This window comes from Micromonospora sp. 050-3 (assembly GCF_046549335.1).
In the GTDB taxonomy this organism is placed as follows: Bacteria; Actinomycetota; Actinomycetes; order Mycobacteriales; family Micromonosporaceae; genus Micromonospora; species Micromonospora trifolii.
This window is the reverse complement of sequence record NZ_JAJPVX010000003.1, coordinates 164,590-181,816: the sequence shown is the minus strand read 5'-3', so window position 1 is coordinate 181,816 and position 17,227 is coordinate 164,590. Positions and strand designations below refer to the sequence as shown.

General features: G+C 73.0%; 15 protein-coding genes. 6 read left to right on the top strand and 9 right to left on the bottom strand.

The features are described 5' to 3' along the window. Window positions 1-61 precede the first annotated feature (61 nt). Entirely contained in the window at window positions 62-1,303 is a 1,242-nt protein-coding gene (locus tag ACLJOK_RS28825; protein ID WP_410821741.1) for a glutamate-5-semialdehyde dehydrogenase, read from the top strand. Window positions 1,304-1,419: 116 nt separating this feature from the next. Here the strand turns inward: ACLJOK_RS28825 and ACLJOK_RS28820 are convergent, their stop codons facing one another. The 6 genes from ACLJOK_RS28820 to ACLJOK_RS28795 form a co-directional block, all read right to left on the bottom strand. Continuing rightward, window positions 1,420-2,304 carry a prenyltransferase/squalene oxidase repeat-containing protein gene (locus tag ACLJOK_RS28820; RefSeq protein ID WP_410822210.1) on the bottom strand — a complete coding sequence of 295 codons (885 nt, stop codon included), beginning with the start codon at window positions 2,302-2,304 and terminating at the stop codon, window positions 1,420-1,422. 94 nt (window positions 2,305-2,398) lie between these two features. Further along, on the bottom strand, window positions 2,399-3,580 hold the full coding sequence (gene moeZ / locus ACLJOK_RS28815; RefSeq protein WP_196919866.1) for an adenylyltransferase/sulfurtransferase MoeZ: 1,182 nt from the start codon (window positions 3,578-3,580) through the stop codon (window positions 2,399-2,401). A 123-nt stretch (window positions 3,581-3,703) separates the two neighbouring features. Next, window positions 3,704-4,519, bottom strand: a complete 816-nt coding sequence (locus ACLJOK_RS28810) for a DUF3152 domain-containing protein (protein WP_410821740.1) — start codon at window positions 4,517-4,519, stop codon at window positions 3,704-3,706. 104 nt (window positions 4,520-4,623) lie between these two features. Further along, on the bottom strand, window positions 4,624-5,472 hold the full coding sequence (locus tag ACLJOK_RS28805; RefSeq protein ID WP_410821739.1) for a DUF3152 domain-containing protein: 849 nt from the start codon (window positions 5,470-5,472) through the stop codon (window positions 4,624-4,626). Between the two features lie 5 nt (window positions 5,473-5,477). Further along, window positions 5,478-6,452 carry an alpha/beta fold hydrolase gene (locus ACLJOK_RS28800; RefSeq protein WP_410821738.1) on the bottom strand — a complete coding sequence of 325 codons (975 nt, stop codon included), beginning with the start codon at window positions 6,450-6,452 and terminating at the stop codon, window positions 5,478-5,480. Window positions 6,453-6,475: 23 nt separating this feature from the next. Next, complete coding sequence (locus ACLJOK_RS28795; RefSeq protein ID WP_410822209.1) at window positions 6,476-8,236, bottom strand: hypothetical protein; 1,761 nt, start codon at window positions 8,234-8,236, stop codon at window positions 6,476-6,478. Window positions 8,237-10,026: 1,790 nt separating this feature from the next. On the opposite strand from ACLJOK_RS28795, the gene ACLJOK_RS28790 reads away from it, so the two are divergent. Both ACLJOK_RS28790 and ACLJOK_RS28785 read left to right on the top strand, forming a co-directional pair. Further along, window positions 10,027-10,665, top strand: coding sequence for a TetR/AcrR family transcriptional regulator (locus ACLJOK_RS28790; protein ID WP_030489514.1), 639 nt, complete (start codon window positions 10,027-10,029; stop codon window positions 10,663-10,665). A gap of 64 nt (window positions 10,666-10,729) precedes the next feature. Continuing rightward, window positions 10,730-10,957: a DUF3107 domain-containing protein gene (locus tag ACLJOK_RS28785; RefSeq protein ID WP_124822399.1), complete on the top strand. Its 228-nt coding sequence runs from the start codon at window positions 10,730-10,732 to the stop codon at window positions 10,955-10,957. A 75-nt stretch (window positions 10,958-11,032) separates the two neighbouring features. Here the strand turns inward: ACLJOK_RS28785 and ACLJOK_RS28780 are convergent, their stop codons facing one another. Further along, window positions 11,033-11,668: a ferritin-like fold-containing protein gene (locus tag ACLJOK_RS28780; RefSeq protein ID WP_410821737.1), complete on the bottom strand. Its 636-nt coding sequence runs from the start codon at window positions 11,666-11,668 to the stop codon at window positions 11,033-11,035. A gap of 330 nt (window positions 11,669-11,998) precedes the next feature. Between ACLJOK_RS28780 and ACLJOK_RS28775 the strand changes: the two genes are divergently transcribed. Both ACLJOK_RS28775 and ACLJOK_RS28770 read left to right on the top strand, forming a co-directional pair. Further along, the gene (locus ACLJOK_RS28775) at window positions 11,999-13,726 is read left to right on the top strand and encodes a DEAD/DEAH box helicase (RefSeq protein WP_410821736.1); all 1,728 of its coding nucleotides are present in this window, start codon (window positions 11,999-12,001) and stop codon (window positions 13,724-13,726) included. Window positions 13,727-13,814: 88 nt separating this feature from the next. Then, window positions 13,815-14,969 (top strand): class I SAM-dependent methyltransferase, encoded by a 1,155-nt coding sequence (locus ACLJOK_RS28770; protein ID WP_410821735.1) that lies wholly within the window; start codon window positions 13,815-13,817, stop codon window positions 14,967-14,969. A gap of 11 nt (window positions 14,970-14,980) precedes the next feature. Here the strand turns inward: ACLJOK_RS28770 and ACLJOK_RS28765 are convergent, their stop codons facing one another. Then, window positions 14,981-15,421, bottom strand: a complete 441-nt coding sequence (locus ACLJOK_RS28765) for a hypothetical protein (protein ID WP_410821734.1) — start codon at window positions 15,419-15,421, stop codon at window positions 14,981-14,983. Window positions 15,422-15,669: 248 nt separating this feature from the next. Between ACLJOK_RS28765 and ACLJOK_RS28760 the strand changes: the two genes are divergently transcribed. Next, on the top strand, window positions 15,670-16,086 hold the full coding sequence (locus ACLJOK_RS28760) for a helix-turn-helix domain-containing protein (RefSeq protein ID WP_357755486.1): 417 nt from the start codon (window positions 15,670-15,672) through the stop codon (window positions 16,084-16,086). A 99-nt stretch (window positions 16,087-16,185) separates the two neighbouring features. Here the strand turns inward: ACLJOK_RS28760 and ACLJOK_RS28755 are convergent, their stop codons facing one another. Continuing rightward, window positions 16,186-17,112, bottom strand: coding sequence for a hypothetical protein (locus ACLJOK_RS28755; protein WP_410821733.1), 927 nt, complete (start codon window positions 17,110-17,112; stop codon window positions 16,186-16,188). Between the last annotated feature and the right edge of the window lie 115 nt (window positions 17,113-17,227).

Below are 17,227 nucleotides of genomic sequence, written 5' to 3'. Positions count from 1 at the left end.
CGAATCATCGGCTCAGGGCTCTGGTGCCTCAGGGCGGCACGGAGCACAGCGGAGTGCCGGCATGAGCGTGACCGAGCAGGCGCGACGGGCGCGGGACGCCGCTGCGGAGTTGGCAGTGGCCACGCGTACGGTCAAGGACGCCGCGCTGGTGGCGATGGCCGACGCGCTGGTGGCGCGTACCCCGGAGATCCTGACCGCGAACGAGACGGACCTGGCGGCCGGCCGCGAGGCCGGGCTGAGCGCGGCCGTGCTGGACCGGCTCGCGCTCGACGCGGGTCGGGTGGCCGGCATCGCAGACGCGCTGCGTGAGATGGCCGCGTTGCCCGACCCGGTCGGTGAGGTGGTCCGCGGGTCCACCCTGCCCAACGGCCTGGAGCTGCGCCAGATCCGGGTGCCGTTCGGTGTGGTCGGCATCATCTACGAGGCGCGGCCCAACGTGACAGTTGACGCCGCAGGGATCTGCCTCAAGTCCGGCAACGCGGCGCTGCTGCGCGGGTCGTCGTCGGCCGCGCACTCGAACGCCGCGCTGGTCGCGGTGCTGCGCGACGCGGTCGCCGGGGCCGGTCTGCCCGCCGACGCTGTGCAGTTGCTCGACGCCAGCTCCCGTGACTCGGTCAAGGAGCTGATGCGCGCCCGAGGGCTCGTCGACGTGCTGATCCCGCGCGGTGGCGCGTCGCTGATCCGCACAGTGGTCGAGGAGTCGACAGTGCCGGTGATCGAGACCGGGGTGGGCAACTGCCACGTCTACGTCGACGCTGCCGCCGACCTGGCGAAGGCCGTCGCGGTGACGCTGAACGCCAAGACGCAACGCCTGTCCACCTGCAACACCGCCGAGTCGCTGCTGGTGCACGCGGGCATCGCCGACGCGTTCCTGCCGCCGGTGCTGGCCGCGTTCGCCGAGGCCGGGGTGACAGTGCACGGCTCACCCGAGGTGGCTGCCCACTCCGCCGCCGTGGTGCCGGCGACCGAGGAGGACTACGCCACCGAGTATCTGTCCGCTGACATCTCGGTGGCGGTGGTCGACTCGCTGGACGCGGCGGTCGCGCACATCCGCCGCTTCGGCACCGGGCACACCGAGGCGATCGTCACCGACTCGGCGAGCGCGGCCCGCGATTTCGTCGCGAGGGTGGACGCGGCGGCGGTGATGGTGAACGCGTCGACCCGGTTCACCGACGGGGGCGAGTTCGGCTTCGGCGCGGAGATCGGCATCTCCACCCAGAAGCTGCACGCCCGCGGCCCGATGGGCCTCCCCGAGCTGACAAGCACCAAGTACGTAGTCACCGGCGACGGCCACCTGCGCTAGAACCCGCGCCCCGCCCCGCCCCGCGCCCTCTGCGGCGACATAAGGTGCATTCATCGCACATCGGCGACAGAAGCTGCAAGATCGCCGCGGAGGGTGGGGCGCGCGGGGGCGCGCGGTCAACTGGGCTTGGGGCGGGCTGCGCGGATTGCGGACAGGGTGGCGTGTACGTCGAACTGGTGGCCGTCGTCGCTCTCCCAGCCGCCGTCGCTGCGCTGGGTCTCGGTCAGCCGGCGCAGCGCCCGCACCATGATCCAGTCCTGTGGGTCGACGCCGGCGCGGCGCAACGTGGCCGCCAGCCACGCCACGTCACCGGAGGACATCTTCGGCATCCGCTCGGCGAGCACCACCTGGATCCGGGCGGACTCCTGGAACATCTCCTGCCGGTGCAGCACTGCCGCGCTCAGCCAGCCTGCGGCGAGGTACGACGGCCAGCTACCGTCCGGGCGCAGCCGCGCGGCGAGCGAGTGGGCCGCCGCCTGCACCACCCCGGCGTACGCCCCACCGACCCGATGGTCGAGCGGGCCCGAGGCCCGGGCGTCCAGGCCGGCGACGGTGAGCCAGAAGCCGGCGTTGGCCGACACGAGGAACCCGGCCTCCGGGTCGCCGGGCCGGGCCCACTCCGGTGCCGAGTCGGCCAGCGACGCGTCCTCTTCCCAGCCGCCGTCGGCCTGCTGCCGGGACGCCAGCCAGTCCAGTGCGCGGCGGGCGGCGGGACGGCCGAGCGCGCCCAGGTCGTCGAGCTCGGCGAGCCGGAAGCAGGTGGCGTCGATCGAGGCGACCTCGCCGCCCCAGGTGGCCGGCCAACCGCCGTCTGATGACTGGCCGACCTCGGCCGTCTCCAGCAACTCGGCGGGCACGGCGGTCCCGTTGCGGAGCCAGGAGAGGCGGGCGCGTTCCACCGCATCCCCATGCGCCACGACGAACCCGATCGCGGCTTCCAAGTCGACCACGGCGGAGACGCTACCTGCGCAGACGCGATGCCGCCTCGGAGAATCGGCCAGCCCGGAATGGCTGCGTCGCTCCGGCCGCACGGCCGCTCGGCGTCATCTGCGTCGATTTGCCGGGGCGGCCGTGTGGGCCACCCCGGCGCAATCGTCAGTACGCGGGGAGCGACGGGTCGATCTGCTTGATCCAGGAGAGCACGCCGCCCTGCACGTGCACGGCGTCCTTGAATCCGGCCGCCTTGAGCGCGGCGAGTGCCTCCGCGGAGCGGACGCCAGACTTGCAGTGCAGCACGATCTGCCGGTCCTGCGGCAGCTTCGCGAGGGCCTCACCGGAGATGATGTCGCCCTTGGGGATCAGGGTGGCGCCGGGGATCTGGACGATCTCGTACTCGGCCGGCTCCCGTACGTCGACGAGGAAGATGTCCTTGCCGGCGTCCTGCCACTCCTTGAGCTCCAGGGCGGTGATCGTCGAGTCGAGCGTCGCCTCCTGGGCTTCCTCGGAGACCGCGCCGCAGAAGTCCTCGTAGTCTTCCAGCAGGTCGGTGACCGTCGGGTTGTCGCCGCAGAGGGCGCAGTTCGGGTCCTTGCGGACCTTGATCTTGCGGTATTCCATCTCCAGGGCGTCGTAGACCATCAGGCGGCCGACCAGCGGCTCACCGATGCCGGTGAGCAGCTTGATCGCCTCGTTCACCTGGATCGAACCGATCGACGCGCAGAGCACCCCGAGCACGCCACCCTCGGCGCAGGAGGGGACCATGCCGGGCGGCGGCGGCTCCGGGTAAAGGCAGCGGTAGCAGGGGCCGTGCTCGGCCCAGAACACCGACGCCTGGCCGTCGAAGCGGTAGATCGAGCCCCAGACGTACGGCTTGCCGAGCAGCACCGCCGCGTCGTTGACCATGTAGCGGGTGGCGAAGTTGTCGGTGCCGTCGACGATCAGGTCGTACTGGGCGAAGATCTCGCGGACGTTCTCGCGGTCCAGCGCAGTGTTGTGGATCTCCACATTGACCAGGGGGTTGATCTCGCGGATCGACGCGGCGGCGGACTCGGCCTTGGACCGGCCGATGTCGGAGACGCCGTGGATGATCTGGCGCTGGAGGTTGGACTCGTCGACGGTGTCGAAGTCGATGATGCCGAGCGTGCCGACCCCGGCCGCGGCGAGGTACATCAGGGCGGGCGACCCGAGGCCACCGGCGCCGACACAGAGCACCCGGGCGTTCTTCAGCCGCTTCTGGCCGGTCACCCCGACGTCCGGAATGATCAAGTGACGTGAGTAGCGGCGGATCTCGTCTACGGTCAGCTCGGCGGCGGGCTCGACGAGCGGGGGCAACGACACGGTGGACTCCCCGGGATCGGCGGTGTGAACCGCGCCATTGTTGCTCGCGGGAGCCCCCCTCGGCCATGAGGGACGACACGTGGTCCGGTATGCGGGAGCGGGAATAACCGACGACAGGGTCGATCAGGGGACGATGTCCCCCGCGTAGCGACGGCCGTCGAGGTACGGCCAGGCGTTGGCGACGCAGCCGTACAGGCCGTACGTCTGCTGCTGCATCACCGGGGCGGGCTCCCCCGGGCCGGGGCACGCCTCGTGCTCCTCGCCGAACTCGTGGCCCACCTCGTGGTTGATGACGTAGGTCCGGTAGGTGTCCAGCGAAGCGCCGTAGTCGGGGACCGCCTCCATCCAGCGGGCCAGGTTGATGATGACCTGACCGGGCAGCCGACAGGAGGTGTAGCGCTCGGTGGTCAACCCGCCCTCGGCGCACATCCGCTCGGATGTGATCGGGGTGGCCAGGTAGATGGTGAAGTCGGCGGCCCCGGCCACCCGTTGCACCCGCAGCTCATCGGACGCGATCCAGCTGCGCGGGTCGGCCAGCACCTCGTCCACCGTGGCGGCGAACGCGTCGGCGTCCTGGCCGGCGCCGCGTTCGACGACGACCCGGTACCGGTGCAGCGGCCCGTCCGTTCCGTGCACTGGCGTCTCGCCGTCGGCTGACGTGAAGCGTCCCGCTCCGACCGACGGATAGCCGGTGGGCGCCGGGTGCGCGGCCACCCCACCGCCATGGCCCATTCCGCCCTGGGTGGTGGCCGGGGGCTCGGTTGGCGGCTCGCCGCCCCGGTTGACCGTCACGCCGATGGCGGCAGCGAGCACGAGCAGGCCGAGCAGCATGCTGCGGCGACGACGCCGGTGCATCCGAATGAACGCGGGACGCACGCCCCGTAAGGCCGACCGTGGGTCGGGCGGCCGGGGCGGGCCGTAAGGGGACGACGGCGTCATGGCAGCAAGCCTGCCAGATTAATCGGGCATTTCTCCGTTTTTATAGCTATTGCCGCATGACGCCTGATGGAGGGTTCAATAGTCGGCGTGTCGGGCCGATCACCTCACAGGGCGGGCCCGGTGTGTCGACGCCCGTTCAGGTACGGCCACGGATTGACCCGGCAGCCGTTCAGGAAGAGCGTCTGCTGCATCATCACCGGCGCCGGCCGGCCCGCACCCGGGCACCGCTCGTGCCGGTGCCCGAACTGGTGACCCACCTCGTGGTTGATCACGTACGTCCGGTAGACCGTCAACGGCACGCCGGCCGAGACGAAGTGCGGCACTGACAACCGCCACCGATCCAGGTTGATGATCACCTGGCCTGGCGCCCGACAGGACGTGTACGGGCGACCGCCGATCCGGATGTCCACCCCACCCCTCGCGCACATCCGACCCGCGGTGCGGGCGGTGGCCAGGTAGACGGTGAAGTCCCGAGGCGCAGCCCCCGGCACCTGCTGTAGCCGCAACCTGCCGCTGTCGATCCAACTGCCCGGCCCGGCCAGCGCCGTCTCCACCGCCTGGGCGAACTCGGCGGCTTCCTCGTCACTGCCCGACTCCACAGCGACCCGGTAACGCCGCAGCTCGCCCGCTCGACCCAGCACCGGGCCGGAGCGGGCGTCGTAGCCGAACCCGCCCGTGCCGGCGCTCGGGACCGCGCCGGGCACCCGCAACACCGGGGGCGGGCTGGACGGGACCGCGTCCGAGGGCGAGGGGTCGGGCGGCAGCGGCCCGGCCACCAGCGGCGGCGGCGCGCCGATCTCTTCGGCGGCCAACCGGTCGGCGCCGGGATGCCCACCCGGCCCCTCGACGATCACGGTCACCGCCGCGCCGACGGCCACCACCACCGCCACCAGTTGGGCGAGCAGCGCGAAACGTCGCCGACGGCGAGCAGGATGGCGGGCTGAGCTGGGCATCCAGGTCAGCCTGCCAGATCAGACCGCTTTGCGGCGTCCTCCGTTTCGGCGAGCAGGCCGACAACAGCGCGGGCAACCAGCCTGGGAACCTCCAACTGCGCCACATGGCCGACGCCCTCGAGCATCATCAATCGGCTGTCCGGAATGACCCGGGCGGTCTGCGGCCCGACCCGCACGTCGACCAGACGGTCCTGCAGACCGCCCACCACCAGGGTCGGCGCGCGTACCGCCTCGGCGAGGCGCCACAGCGACCCCGGCCCCGGCAGGTACGCCCGCAGGAAGCTGGAGACCAGCCCACGGAACGTCCGGACGTACGCGGCGGCGTAGTGCTCGGCCTCGTACCGCACCCGGATCTCCTCCAGCGCCTCGGCCCGACGCTGATCGCAGATCCGGCTGAGGTCGGCGACGCACGCCTCCAGCACCTGCTGGGCCATCACCTCGGGCGCGAGCTGGGTGAGGTGCCGGGCGACCAGCCGCTCACCTCGGGGAATGGCGAGCACCGGCAGCATCCGCCCCTGCAACGAACGCCGGAAATCCAGGAACGGCAGCGCCGGGGAGATCAGTGTGAGGGTGCGGACCAGATCCGGCCGGAGCCCGGCGACCTGGACCGCGACCGCACCACCCAGCGAGTTGCCGAACAGGTGCACCGGCCCTCGACCGGAATGCTCGATCCAGCGGACGACCAGATCCGCGAAGGCCGGAATCGTGTAGCTCGGGCCCGGCTCGCTACGGCCGAAGCCGGGCAGGTCGATGGCCTGACCGTCCAGCCGGTCGGCGAGCAGCCCGGCCAGGTCGGTCCAGTTCTGCGACGACCCGCCCAACCCGTGCACGTACAGCGCCGGCTCCGCGCCAGCGGCGGTGGCCGGGGTGTCCCGCACGTACGTGACCCGTCCGTCGAGGCGGACTTCCCGGCCCGGCCAGGGCGGCGGAATGCTGTCGTCGGGGAGCAGGTGGTCCGGCCAGAGGGTGGCGCGTCTCATTGCTCCAGTCTGCCTCGAACCACTCAGGACAGCAGCGCCTCCAGCCGACGGTTGACCGCCGCCAGCGTCGCCCGGACCACCGCCTGACGCGGATCACCCGCGACCAGGGCCGACCCGGCGAGTTGCTCGACCCAGCCCTCACAGACCAACAGCGCCACCACTGTGGCCACCTCGCAGTTGCCGAACGGCACGACCGCCGCGTGTTCGACGAAACAGCGCCCCCGCTCGGCGTTCTCGGCGCCGCGCAGCAACTCGTCCACGGCGGCGGCCGCCGCCACCGCGCAGAGCCGCAACACGTAGCCGTCCACCGCCGGCCCGGTGGCGTACCCGGAGGCGCTGTCGCCCCCGGCCAGCAGCCGGACCTCCACGTTCGCGTCCAGGCCGAAGGTGCTGACCTGCACGTGGTCGATCACCACCCGGGGCCCCGGCGTACCGCCGGTCTCCAGCGGCCGGGACGGCGCCGACTCCGTCGTGGTCACCTGACCACCGGAGTACGACGTGCCCAGCGTCGCCGGGCTACCGGTCGCGGCGCCGGCCGGCGCGGCCGAGACCGAACCGGGTTCCTCCACCGTGGCGCGCCCCCGGTGCGGGGTGTTCAACCGGCGGCGGCGCGTCGGGTCCGTGCTGGTCCGCTGCTCCGGGGCGGCCGGCGGGGCGTCGGCCCGACCACCGGGCGGACGGACGACCGTCGGCGGTTCGGCCGCCCGAACCTCGCCGGGATCGCGCAAAGCCGCGTTTCGAGTCTCCGGGGTACGCCGCTCGGCGGGCTCGGCCGCGCGACGGCGAACCGGCGGAGGTGGCGTGCTGGGCAGGCCGGGCACGTTCTGTGGGGCCGCGGCCAACCCCATCCGCTCCTGGAGCAGCCGGGCCACCTGCCGGCTCACCTCGGCCGGGTCGGCGCCGTCGGCCAGGTCCAGTCGCAGACTGTGCGCCCCCGCCGGCGTACGGCGCAGGGCGGCGTCGCGGACGCCCGCCACCTCCCGGACGGCGTCCAGGATGGCGTTGACATCGAAACCCTCGGGGCGCTCCCGCAATGGGGCTGGCTCGTCGTCCCGACGCAGGTGAGTGGCGATGCGGGCGAGTTCCGGGGTCTCGGCGGGTGGCTCCACGGCTGGCGGCTCCGGCACGACGGGCACGTCCGGTTCCGCGGGGACGCGCTGCGGCAGCACCACCGCGCTAGGGGACGACTGCAGGCCATCGTCGGCCGGCGACGTCGGGTCGGGAGCTGATCGGCGCGCCGCGTAGGCGGAGGCGGACGCCGCAGCGGGCTGATCGCGTCGGCCGGAACCCTTCGTGGCGGCGGGCGGGACCGCTGCGGTGGAGGACGCTGTGGCGTCAGTCGAAGGCGAGCCGTTGACCGGCGCGGCCGGTTGGGGCGACTCGACAGGTGACGGACCGGGCTCGGGTGTCGCCGGCCGGAGCCGGAACGGCGCGGTCGGCCGGACGTCCGGCCGGGACCGGCCGGGCGTCTCGCCTCCGTCGCCCCCACCGATGCTGGCCGACCGGCTGGCCGGCCACGACGGGCGCTCGACAGGGGTGGCCGGGAGCCGACCCTCGGACCAGTCCGGCTGCTCGGCCCGGGAACTGCTCGCCGTCGGCGAACCGCCGGTCCAGGACGAGCGCTCCGCGACCAGCGACGGGCCTGCCGGTGCCGGTGGCGCGTCGGTCAGCGTGGGAGGTGGCCCGGCGGGTGCCGGAGGTGGCCCGGCCGGTGCGGGAGGTATCGCCTCGGCCGGTGCGGGCGGGTCGGCCGATGCCGGGCTGGAGGCCCAGGAGGGTCGCATCGGCGGGGAACTGGCCGGTGCCGGATCGGTACCGCCGGCCCAGGACGGCCGCGTCGACGCCCCGCTGGACGCGGGCGGTTCGGACCCGCCGGCCCAGGACGGTCGTACCGGCGGCACACTGGTCGCCGCCTCGGACCCGCCGGCCCAGGACGGCCGCGCCGGCGGCACGCTGGTCGGCGTCGGATCGGACCCCCCGGCCCAGGACGGCCGCGCGGGCGACGCGCTGCTGGGGTCGGGGTCGCCCCCGCCGGCCCAGGACGGACGGTCGGCCCGGGGTCCGCCGGTCGCCCCGGACGCAGCCCAGGACGGACGATCGGCGGGCGGACCACTGGTCGGCGACGCACCACCGGCCCAGGACGGACGGTCGGCGGGCGGAGCACTGGTCGGCGACGCACCGCCAGCCCAGGACGGACGGTCGGCGGGCGGAGCACTGGTCGGCGACGCACCGCCAGCCCAGGACGGACGGTCGGCCGGTGGTGCGCTGGTCGGTTCGGCCGGGCGCTCCGGCGTGGACTCGGATTCGCCCCGGCCGGGTTCGTATGCCCGGGGCGGATCGGCGCGCACCGGCTCGTACGGGCGGGGCACCTCGGCGCGCACCGGCTCGTACGGCTGGTGGGGCTCGGCGACCCAGCCCGACGCCGGCTCGTCCCGTGCTGCCGGGCCAGCCGGCTCGTCGTCCTGGCGGGACCACGGCGGGGCCCACCCGCCACCCCAGCTCGGACGGTTCCAGCTCGGCCCCGACCAGTCGGGCTCGATGGCCGACGACTCGCCGGCCCGGTGCGTCTCGCCGGGACGGTGCGTGTCCCCGGTGCGATGCGTGTCCGCGGCGCGGTGTGTCTCTGCCGGCCGAGAACCCTCGGCAGCGCGACCGGGCTCGCCTTCGTCTGCGGGCCCGGACGGGCCCGGGGTGCGTCCCGAGGTCGCCGCGTGCTCGGGTGCGACCGGGTCCCGCCAGTCGCGGGGCGCTGTCGGATTCTCGTCGGCGGCCAGCCGCTCGCCGGTCGGCGCGTGGAAGCCGGGCGGCACCTCGAAACCCGACGCCGCGGTGCCGACGGGCGGCACCTGGACGGCCGGCGGGGCCGAGGTGGGCAACCCGGGCTCGGCCCAGCGGGCACGGCGCGCGGCAGCCGGATCGACGGTGGAGTGCGGGGCTGGGCCCGGGTCGGGCTCCACGGCACCCTGCTCCGCCGGCGGTGCGGGACGCTGGGCGGGCACCACCAGCCGGTCGCTGGCCGCCCCGGGGCGACCTTCTGCGGGCAGCCCGGGCGGTGCGCTCACCGGCGTGGGGCGTGCCGCGGGTGGTTCGAGGCCGGGATGGTGGACGCCGTTGACGTCGTCCGGGTGGTGCGCGCCGTTGACGTGGTGGCCGTTGGTGCGGGCCGGCGACTCCGGGTCGCCCGACCGCCCGACCAGCGGCGATGGCAGGTCGCCGTGCCGGGTCGAGGACGTCCGCCAGCCCGACGCGGGGTCGGGCTGCCAGCGCGGCGCCTCGTCCCGGGCGTCCTCGCGGTCGGCGGCTCGGGGCCACCCACCCGCCGGAGGCGCCCACCCACTGACGGAACGGCTCGGGTCGTCGTGCTGACCCGCGCCGTCACCGTGCTCTCCCGGGGTGGCGGCTCCGGGTTGCCCTGTTTCACTCACCGCGCGCTCCTTGGTCGCCCCCGCTGAGGCTACCGTGTGCCGAGAGTGGCGATAAGTTACAGCGGCGGGCCATTTCCACGACCGAGGTCACGGGCCTCGCCCGGTCTGGGGGGAAAATGCCGGCTCGTACGGAGAACTCGGAGGATCCCATGACCGCTGCGGGGAACGGTGCACAGACCGCCGGCCGGCCCACCCGCCTGCCCCGCTCCGCGCGTCGTAAGCAGCTTCTCGCTGCGGCGCAGGAGGTGTTCGTCGCTCAGGGCTACCACGCCGCCGCGATGGACGACATCGCCGAGCGGGCCGGGGTCTCGAAGCCGGTGCTCTACCAACACTTTCCCGGAAAGATGGATCTCTACCTGGCTCTGCTCGACACGCACTGTGACGCCATCGTCGCTCAGGTGCAGGATGCGATGCGCGGCACCAGCGACAACAAGGAGCGGGTCAGCGCTTCGGTGCGGGCGTACTTCGACTTCGTCGACCACGAGAGCGAGGCGTTCCGGCTCGTCTTCGAGTCGGATCTGCGCAACGACCCGGCGGTGCGGCAGCGGGTGGAGCGGGTCGAGCAGGGCTGCATCGCGGCGATCACCGACACCATCATCTCCGACACCGGGGTGAGCCGGGCACACGCCGAACTGCTCGCCTCCGGGCTGGTCGGCGCGGCGGAGACTGCCGCGCAGTTCTGGCTGGCCGGCGGCCGGCAGGTGCCGAAGGCCGAGGCCGAGGCGTTGGTGGCAGCGCTGTCGTGGCGGGGCATCGCGAGCTTCCCGCTGCAAGGTGAGTCAGCCTGACCGCCGACCCCGTGATCGGATAGCCTTCGCAGGGCGGTTCTTTCGCCCCAGTTGAGGAGGCACAGTGGAGGTCAAGATCGGCGTGCAGTACGCGCCGCGCGAGCTGGTAGTGGACAGCGCGCAGTCGCCGGCCGAGATCGAGCAGATCGTGACCGACGCCTTCGCCGGCAACGGCGGCACGCTCTCCCTGACCGACGAGAAGGGCCGGCGGGTCATCGTTCCGATCGAGAAGGTCGCCTACGTCGAGATCGCTGAGGCGTCGTCCCGGGCGGTCGGGTTCACCGTCCGCTGACCGGTCCGGCCATCGCGGCAGGTCGGCACTCGGCCCACCTGCCGCAGGCCGGCACCGGCCGAACCGGCCGGGCGGTCAGTTGTTCAGCCCGGCGGCGGCCATCCGCGCGGTGTGCGCGGTGGTGAGCCTGCCGAACAGCCCCGGCACGTCGACCCGGCCGTCGCGCGCGATCAGCGCGGTGAGGGCGGCCCGATCGGCGGCGACGCGGCCGGCCTGGGACAACGCCTCGCCGACCAGCCGGCGGGCCCACATCGAGAGTCGACCAGCCACCCGGGGGTCGTCGGCGACGGCCACCCGGATCTCCGCCGCGGCGAAGTCCGCGTACCGGGAGTCGTGCAGGACGTCCAGCACCAGCGCCCGGTCCGGCTCCTCCAGCGCATCGGCGATCTCGCGAACGAAGTCGTCGGTGATCGCGTCGCCCACGTACGCCTTGGTGACCACTTCCGCCCAGTCCCGCGGCTCGGTCGAGTCGTGGTACGCCTGCAACGGCTCGACATAGGGCGCCATCGCATTCTCGGGCGGTACGCCCAGCGCGGTAAGCCGGTCGGCGAGACGCCGGTAGTTGGTGATCTCGGCCGCGGCCATCTCGTTCAGCGCGGCCCGGCGGCGCAGATCAGGAGCGAGCCGGGCATCGCCCGCCATCCGCTCGAAGGCGAGCAGCTCGCCGAAGGCGACGAGACCCAGCAGGTCGGCGACGGCGAAAGCGGACACGAGCGGCAGGCTACCGCGCGCCGACCCTCGCGCGCGTCCCGCGCACTTCGCACCCCAGCACAACTCGGCAGACACGTAACAGATGTGGCGTGGGTCACATTTACTTGCCCCGCGTGGCGAGTGGCCGGATGGGAATCGGGACGGGGGCATGCCTGTTCAGGTAACATGGAGCAGTTGCCGTGGGCGCCGATCTCATCGAAGCTCAGCCCGCGGCGCGCGTGCGGCCCGGTCCGGCTCGGCAATCTGCCGCCGACCGTGTGGCCCGCGTCATACCGAACGCGCCCTGAGGACATGACGGGCGCACCCACGAGAGGGCACCCCCACATCCACATGAGCGACCTGACTCAAGATTTGCTGGACGGCCAGGAACTGGCCCCCACCGCCCCGGTTCGACCGGAGGCCCCCACGTTCGCCGAACTCGGCGCCCGCGCCGAGACCGTCGAGGCCCTGGCCTCGGCCGGCATCACCCGCGCATTCGCCATCCAGGAGTACGCGATCCCGATCGCGCTGCGCGGCGTCGACCTGATCGGTCAGGCGCCCACCGGCACCGGCAAGACCCTCGGCTTCGGCGTACCGCTGCTCGACCGGGTCTTCGCCCCGGGCGAGGGCAGCGACGGCGTCCCCCAGGCGCTGGTCGTCGTCCCCACCCGTGAGCTGGGCATCCAGGTCGCCAAGGATCTGGCCGCCGCCGGCCGGACGCGCGGCGTCCGAGTGCTGCCGATCTACGGTGGCGTGGCGTACGAGCCGCAGATCGACGCGCTGCGCAAGGGCGTCGAGATCCTCGTCGGCACGCCCGGCCGTCTGATGGACCTGCAGAAGCAGAAGCACCTCCGTCTGGACCGGGTGCACGCACTCGTCCTCGACGAGGCCGACCGGATGCTCGACCTGGGCTTCCTCGACGACGTCGAGAAGATCCTGGCGATGCTTCCGGAAGACCGGCAGACGATGCTCTTCTCGGCCACCATGCCCGACCCGATCGTCACCCTGTCGCGGCGCTTCCTGCGCCAGCCGATGACGATCCACGCCGGGCACACCGCCGAGACCGGCCCGTCGCCGCAGACCCAGCAACTGGTCTACCGCACCCACTCGATGAACAAGGTCGAGGTGGTGGCGCGCATCCTCCAGGCGGAGGGGCGTGGGCTGACCATGATCTTCACGCGTACCAAGCGGGCCGCCGACCGGGTCGCCGAGGATCTCGACTTCCGCGGGTTCGCGGTCGCCGCGGTACATGGTGACCTCGGCCAGGGTGCCCGTGAGCGGGCGCTGCGGGCCTTCCGGGCCGGCAAGATCGACATCCTGGTCGCCACCGACGTGGCGGCCCGTGGGCTGGACGTCACCGGCGTCACCCACGTCATCAACTACGACTGCCCGGAAGACCAGGACACCTACACCCACCGGATCGGTCGTACAGGCCGGGCCGGCGCGACGGGCGTCGCGGTGACCTTCGTCGACTGGGACGACATGCCGCGCTGGCGGATCATCGACAAGACCCTCGGTCTGGAGATGCCGGAGCCGCCGGAGACGTACCACACGTCGCCGCACCTCTACACCGACCTGCACATCCCCACCGAGATCAGTGGCACGCTGCCCACGGCCGAGCGCACCCGGGCCGGGCTGTCCGCCGAGATCGAAGAGGATCTGGGTGGGACGACCCGCTCCCGTCGGGGCGACAGCGGTGGTCGGGGCCCCCGACGCGGCGAGAGCCGTGGTGAGGGTCGCGGCGAGAGCCGTGGTGAGGGTCGCGGTGAGCGCCGTGGCCGGGGCGATGGCCGCCGTGACCGCTCCGACGCCGGCACGCCGGCCGTCGCCGAGGCACCTGCGGCCGACGCCGCCGACGCCGCCGACGACGAAGGCGCCCGTACCCCCCGCCGCCGGCGTCGCCGCCGCGCCGGCGAGGTGGTCGCGGGCGAGGCGACTGCGGTGATCTCCGCCGACGCCGGCCCCGCCGAGCCAGCCACCGCATCCGCCGACGGCGAGGCGTCCAAGCCGCGCCGCCGACGCCGCCGCCGTGGTGGCGGTTCCGGTGCGGGTACGCCGGCCGAAGCGACCGCAGACTGACCACCAGCCACACCTGACATCCCCCGCACCGCCTCGCGCGGTGCGGGGGATGTTCCCTTCTCCCACCCCACCTGCCGAAAATGGAACGATGCCGCAACCACTGGACGCCGCCCTGACCGAGGTTCGGGCGCTGCTGCTCGACCCCGCGCTGACCCGGGCGGTCGCCGCCGGACGTCGACGCGGCCGCCGCCCCACCGTCGAGCGGGCCGAACTGCGGCCGGTGCGGCTCAAGGCCGGGCCCCGGATGCAGATCACCACGTCCGACGGCGCTCGCCCGTACACCCGCAACCTCGCCTCCGGTCCCGAGGCCGCTGCGGCGATCGACGAACTGCTCGCCGAGCCGTTCGGCAACTGGCACGTCGAGACGGCCGACGCGACCCTCCAACTGCGGGTGACCAAGTCCGGCGAGGCACAGGTGCACCGGGCCGCGACGTCCCGTCCGGCGGCGACGCCCACCGGGAACGACCGGACGAAGGAATACCTGCTCGACCCCGGCGACCCGATCTTCGCGGAGATCGGCGGCTCGGCGGCCAAGCGCCGCCAGGTGGACGCGTTCCTGCGGGCCCTGGCCGCGACCCTGCCCGACGACCTGACCGGTCCACTACGGGTGGTCGATCTGGGCTGCGGCAACGCCTACCTGACGTTCGCCGCGTACCGCTATCTGACGAGCCGGGGGCTCGACGTCCAGTTGGTTGGCGTGGACGTCCGGGAGGACCAGCGGCGGCGCAACACCGAGCTGGCGCAGCGGCTGGGCTGGGCCGAGCAGGTCAGCTTCGTGGCCGGAACGATCGCCGACGCCGTCGTCGACCCCGCCCCCGACCTGGTGCTGGCGCTGCACGCCTGCGACACCGCCACCGACGAGGCGCTGGCCCGCGCGGTGCGCTGGGAGGCCAAGTGGGTGCTGGCCGCGCCGTGCTGCCACCACGATCTGGCGAAGCAGCTCCGCGCCCACCCCGCCCCGGCCCCGTACGAGCTGCTGACCCGGCAGGGCATCCTGCGCGAGCGCTTCGCCGACGTGCTCACCGACGCGCTGCGCGCCGGGCTGCTGCGGGTGCACGGGTACCGGACCGAGGTGGTGGAGTTCGTGGACTCGCAGCACACCCCGCGTAACCTGCTGATCCGCGCCCGTCGTACCGGTGCCGAGGCGACCGAGCCGCAGCGCGCGGAGTACCGCGAGCTGGTGGACCAGTGGCAGGTCACTCCCCGGTTGGAGACCCTGCTGGCCGCCGGAGAGACGCCCTAGCTCCTGGGCGGCTAGCGTCGGCGGTCCCGGCCACCGTTGCGCTCGCTGGCACCACGGTCGAGGACCGACACCCGGTCGGCGGCGGGCCGCTGGGCGGCCCACTCGCCGTCGCCCGGGGCGGTCGGGAATGGCACGACCTTGCCCTCGGTCTCGGCGTTGCCGGCTGCCGCGAAGGCGTTCCAGGAGATGTCGACCAGCAGCTTCTTCACCTCGGCGTGCCGGATGGCGGCGTTGTGTTGCAACGCCATCCGGGCACCGAGCACCACCGCGACGAGCGTGGTGGTGATGGTGCCGGTGGCGGCCAGCACCTGGAGGCCGGTTGCGGAGTCGGTGCGGAGCACCAGGACCAGCAACCAGATCCAGAACGCGGCGGCGAAGACGCCGGCCTTGGCGACGAAGAAGAGGCTCACCGCACCGGGCTGGTACGGCTGGGGGCGGCTCGATTCGGCCATGGTGCTCCTCGGCGGTGGTCCGGTCGGCGGCGGCAGGCGACAGACGCGATGTCGGGACGGGCACCGAGCTTAATGGAAGAACGATGAAGATCGCTCGATGCAATTTTCGTTCTGCACACACGCTTCCAGAGAAAAGTCTCGTCCACGGGACAGTTTGTGCGGTCAGTCAATTGTTTCCGGCTCCCGGCGTACTACCCTCGGAAGGCGCATCGTCCCGGTGCTCCGGCAGGGGGGGAAGACACACAGGGATGGGATCAGCCGACGTATCACCGCAGATGGCCTTCGCCCGCTTCGTCCGGCGCGCCATCGATGACGCTCGCGACGAACGTGGCTGGACCGTGACTGATCTTGCCTCGCACACGGGCGTGGGTCGTTCCACAGTGTTCCGTTGGCTGGCCGGTGACTGGCAGGATTATCCCGAGTTGGCCAAGGTGCGCGGCTTCTGCTCCGCGCTGGATCTGCCGGTTGCCGCCGCGTTCCGCGCGCTCGGGCTGCCCGACGCCGGCCCCACGCCCCGCCGACGCCACGACGACGGCCCGGTCGAGGCCGACGTCCGGGCCATCCTGGACCGGCTGGCCGACCCCACGGTCCCCGCGGAGGAGAAGCACCACATCCGCGACCTGCTCCGCTACCTGGCCCGCCGCCCCATCCGCCGAGCCAGCTAACCCCGCCCCGGAGCGCGTTGACCATGGAGTTAGCGTCACGACACGCGTGGCGGTAGGCAACAACCTCATGATCAACGGAAGGCAGCGGAGGGGCCGGGCCTAGGGGACGGTGAGGGTGAACTCGGCGGTTCGGACTTCGGCGTTCACCTGGAAGTCGAGGTAGAGGCGGTAGCGGCCCGGGCCAGGGGTGGTCAACCAGAACTTGATCTGACCGTCCACCAACTCGGTCTCCGGGTGCACGTGCAGATAGCCGAGGTCGCCCTCGCGCAACGCCACCAGGTGCCCGTACGCCCCGAGGTACCGCTCCAGCGGGGCTGCACCGCCAGCACCGTCGACCCGGAAGGTCAGCGGCACTGTCGCCCCCGACTGCGGAGTGCCCTGGTAGCCGACGGTGAAGCCGTCCACCGTCGTCGAGGTGGCCGGCCCCGGCAGTGGACGAGGCCGGTAGTCGCCGGGCGCCACCAGGTCAGTGCCGAGGGTCACCGCGGTCTGCGCGCCGTTGTCGGCGACCACCGTGAAGTCGGCGTACGCGCGCCAGAGGCCGGGCTGCGCGAGGGTCAACGGCACCGACCAGGTGCCGTCCGCCGCCATGGTCGGGTGCAGGTGCTGGTAGCCGGTCAGGTCCCGCCGGACGACGATGAGGTGCATCGGCTTGTCGTGCACGATGGCGAACCGGGTCACCGGCCGGCGCTGCGCGTCACGCACCTGAAAGCGGAGCTGACCGGGGCGACCCGCCGCGAACTCGCTGGCCAGGGGGGTCAGTGTGTACCCGGCCGAGCTGACCGCCAGACCGCCCGGCTCGGTGGCCGCGCCCTGGTCGGTGGCCGTGGCGCTGCCATGGTTGTGCGGCGCGACGCCCGGTGGGTCGGTGTGCTCGGCGGCCAACGACGGGCTGCCGGTGGCGGCACCGTTGGCGTTCAGCCGCCCGAGGCCGAAGCCGAGCAGCACCGCCAGCACCAGCCCGCCGACCACCAGCGCCAGCCGGAGAGTGCTCCGGTCCGGCACGGCGGGACCCTGGTCAGCCACGATCGACGCCCCGCGCCCGGTCGGCCTCGCCGCCAGCGGTCCTGCCCGCATCGGTGCGCGCACGGGTGACGGGCTGCTGGTCGGTCATGCCGCCCACGGTACCGCCGCGTCCGGC

Coding starts and splice junctions, on each gene's coding strand:
- ACLJOK_RS28825 (WP_410821741.1), top strand. CDS start 62: ATGAGCGTGACCGAGCAGGCGCGACGGGCGCGGGACGCCGCTGCGGAG.
- ACLJOK_RS28810 (WP_410821740.1), bottom strand. CDS start 4,519: ATGACGCCGTCGTCCCCTTACGGCCCGCCCCGGCCGCCCGACCCACGG.
- ACLJOK_RS28805 (WP_410821739.1), bottom strand. CDS start 5,472: ATGCCCAGCTCAGCCCGCCATCCTGCTCGCCGTCGGCGACGTTTCGCG.
- ACLJOK_RS28800 (WP_410821738.1), bottom strand. CDS start 6,452: ATGAGACGCGCCACCCTCTGGCCGGACCACCTGCTCCCCGACGACAGC.
- ACLJOK_RS28795 (WP_410822209.1), bottom strand. CDS start 8,236: ATGCGACCCTCCTGGGCCTCCAGCCCGGCATCGGCCGACCCGCCCGCA.
- ACLJOK_RS28790 (WP_030489514.1), top strand. CDS start 10,027: ATGACCGCTGCGGGGAACGGTGCACAGACCGCCGGCCGGCCCACCCGC.
- ACLJOK_RS28775 (WP_410821736.1), top strand. CDS start 11,999: ATGAGCGACCTGACTCAAGATTTGCTGGACGGCCAGGAACTGGCCCCC.
- ACLJOK_RS28770 (WP_410821735.1), top strand. CDS start 13,815: ATGCCGCAACCACTGGACGCCGCCCTGACCGAGGTTCGGGCGCTGCTG.
- ACLJOK_RS28765 (WP_410821734.1), bottom strand. CDS start 15,421: ATGGCCGAATCGAGCCGCCCCCAGCCGTACCAGCCCGGTGCGGTGAGC.
- ACLJOK_RS28760 (WP_357755486.1), top strand. CDS start 15,670: ATGGGATCAGCCGACGTATCACCGCAGATGGCCTTCGCCCGCTTCGTC.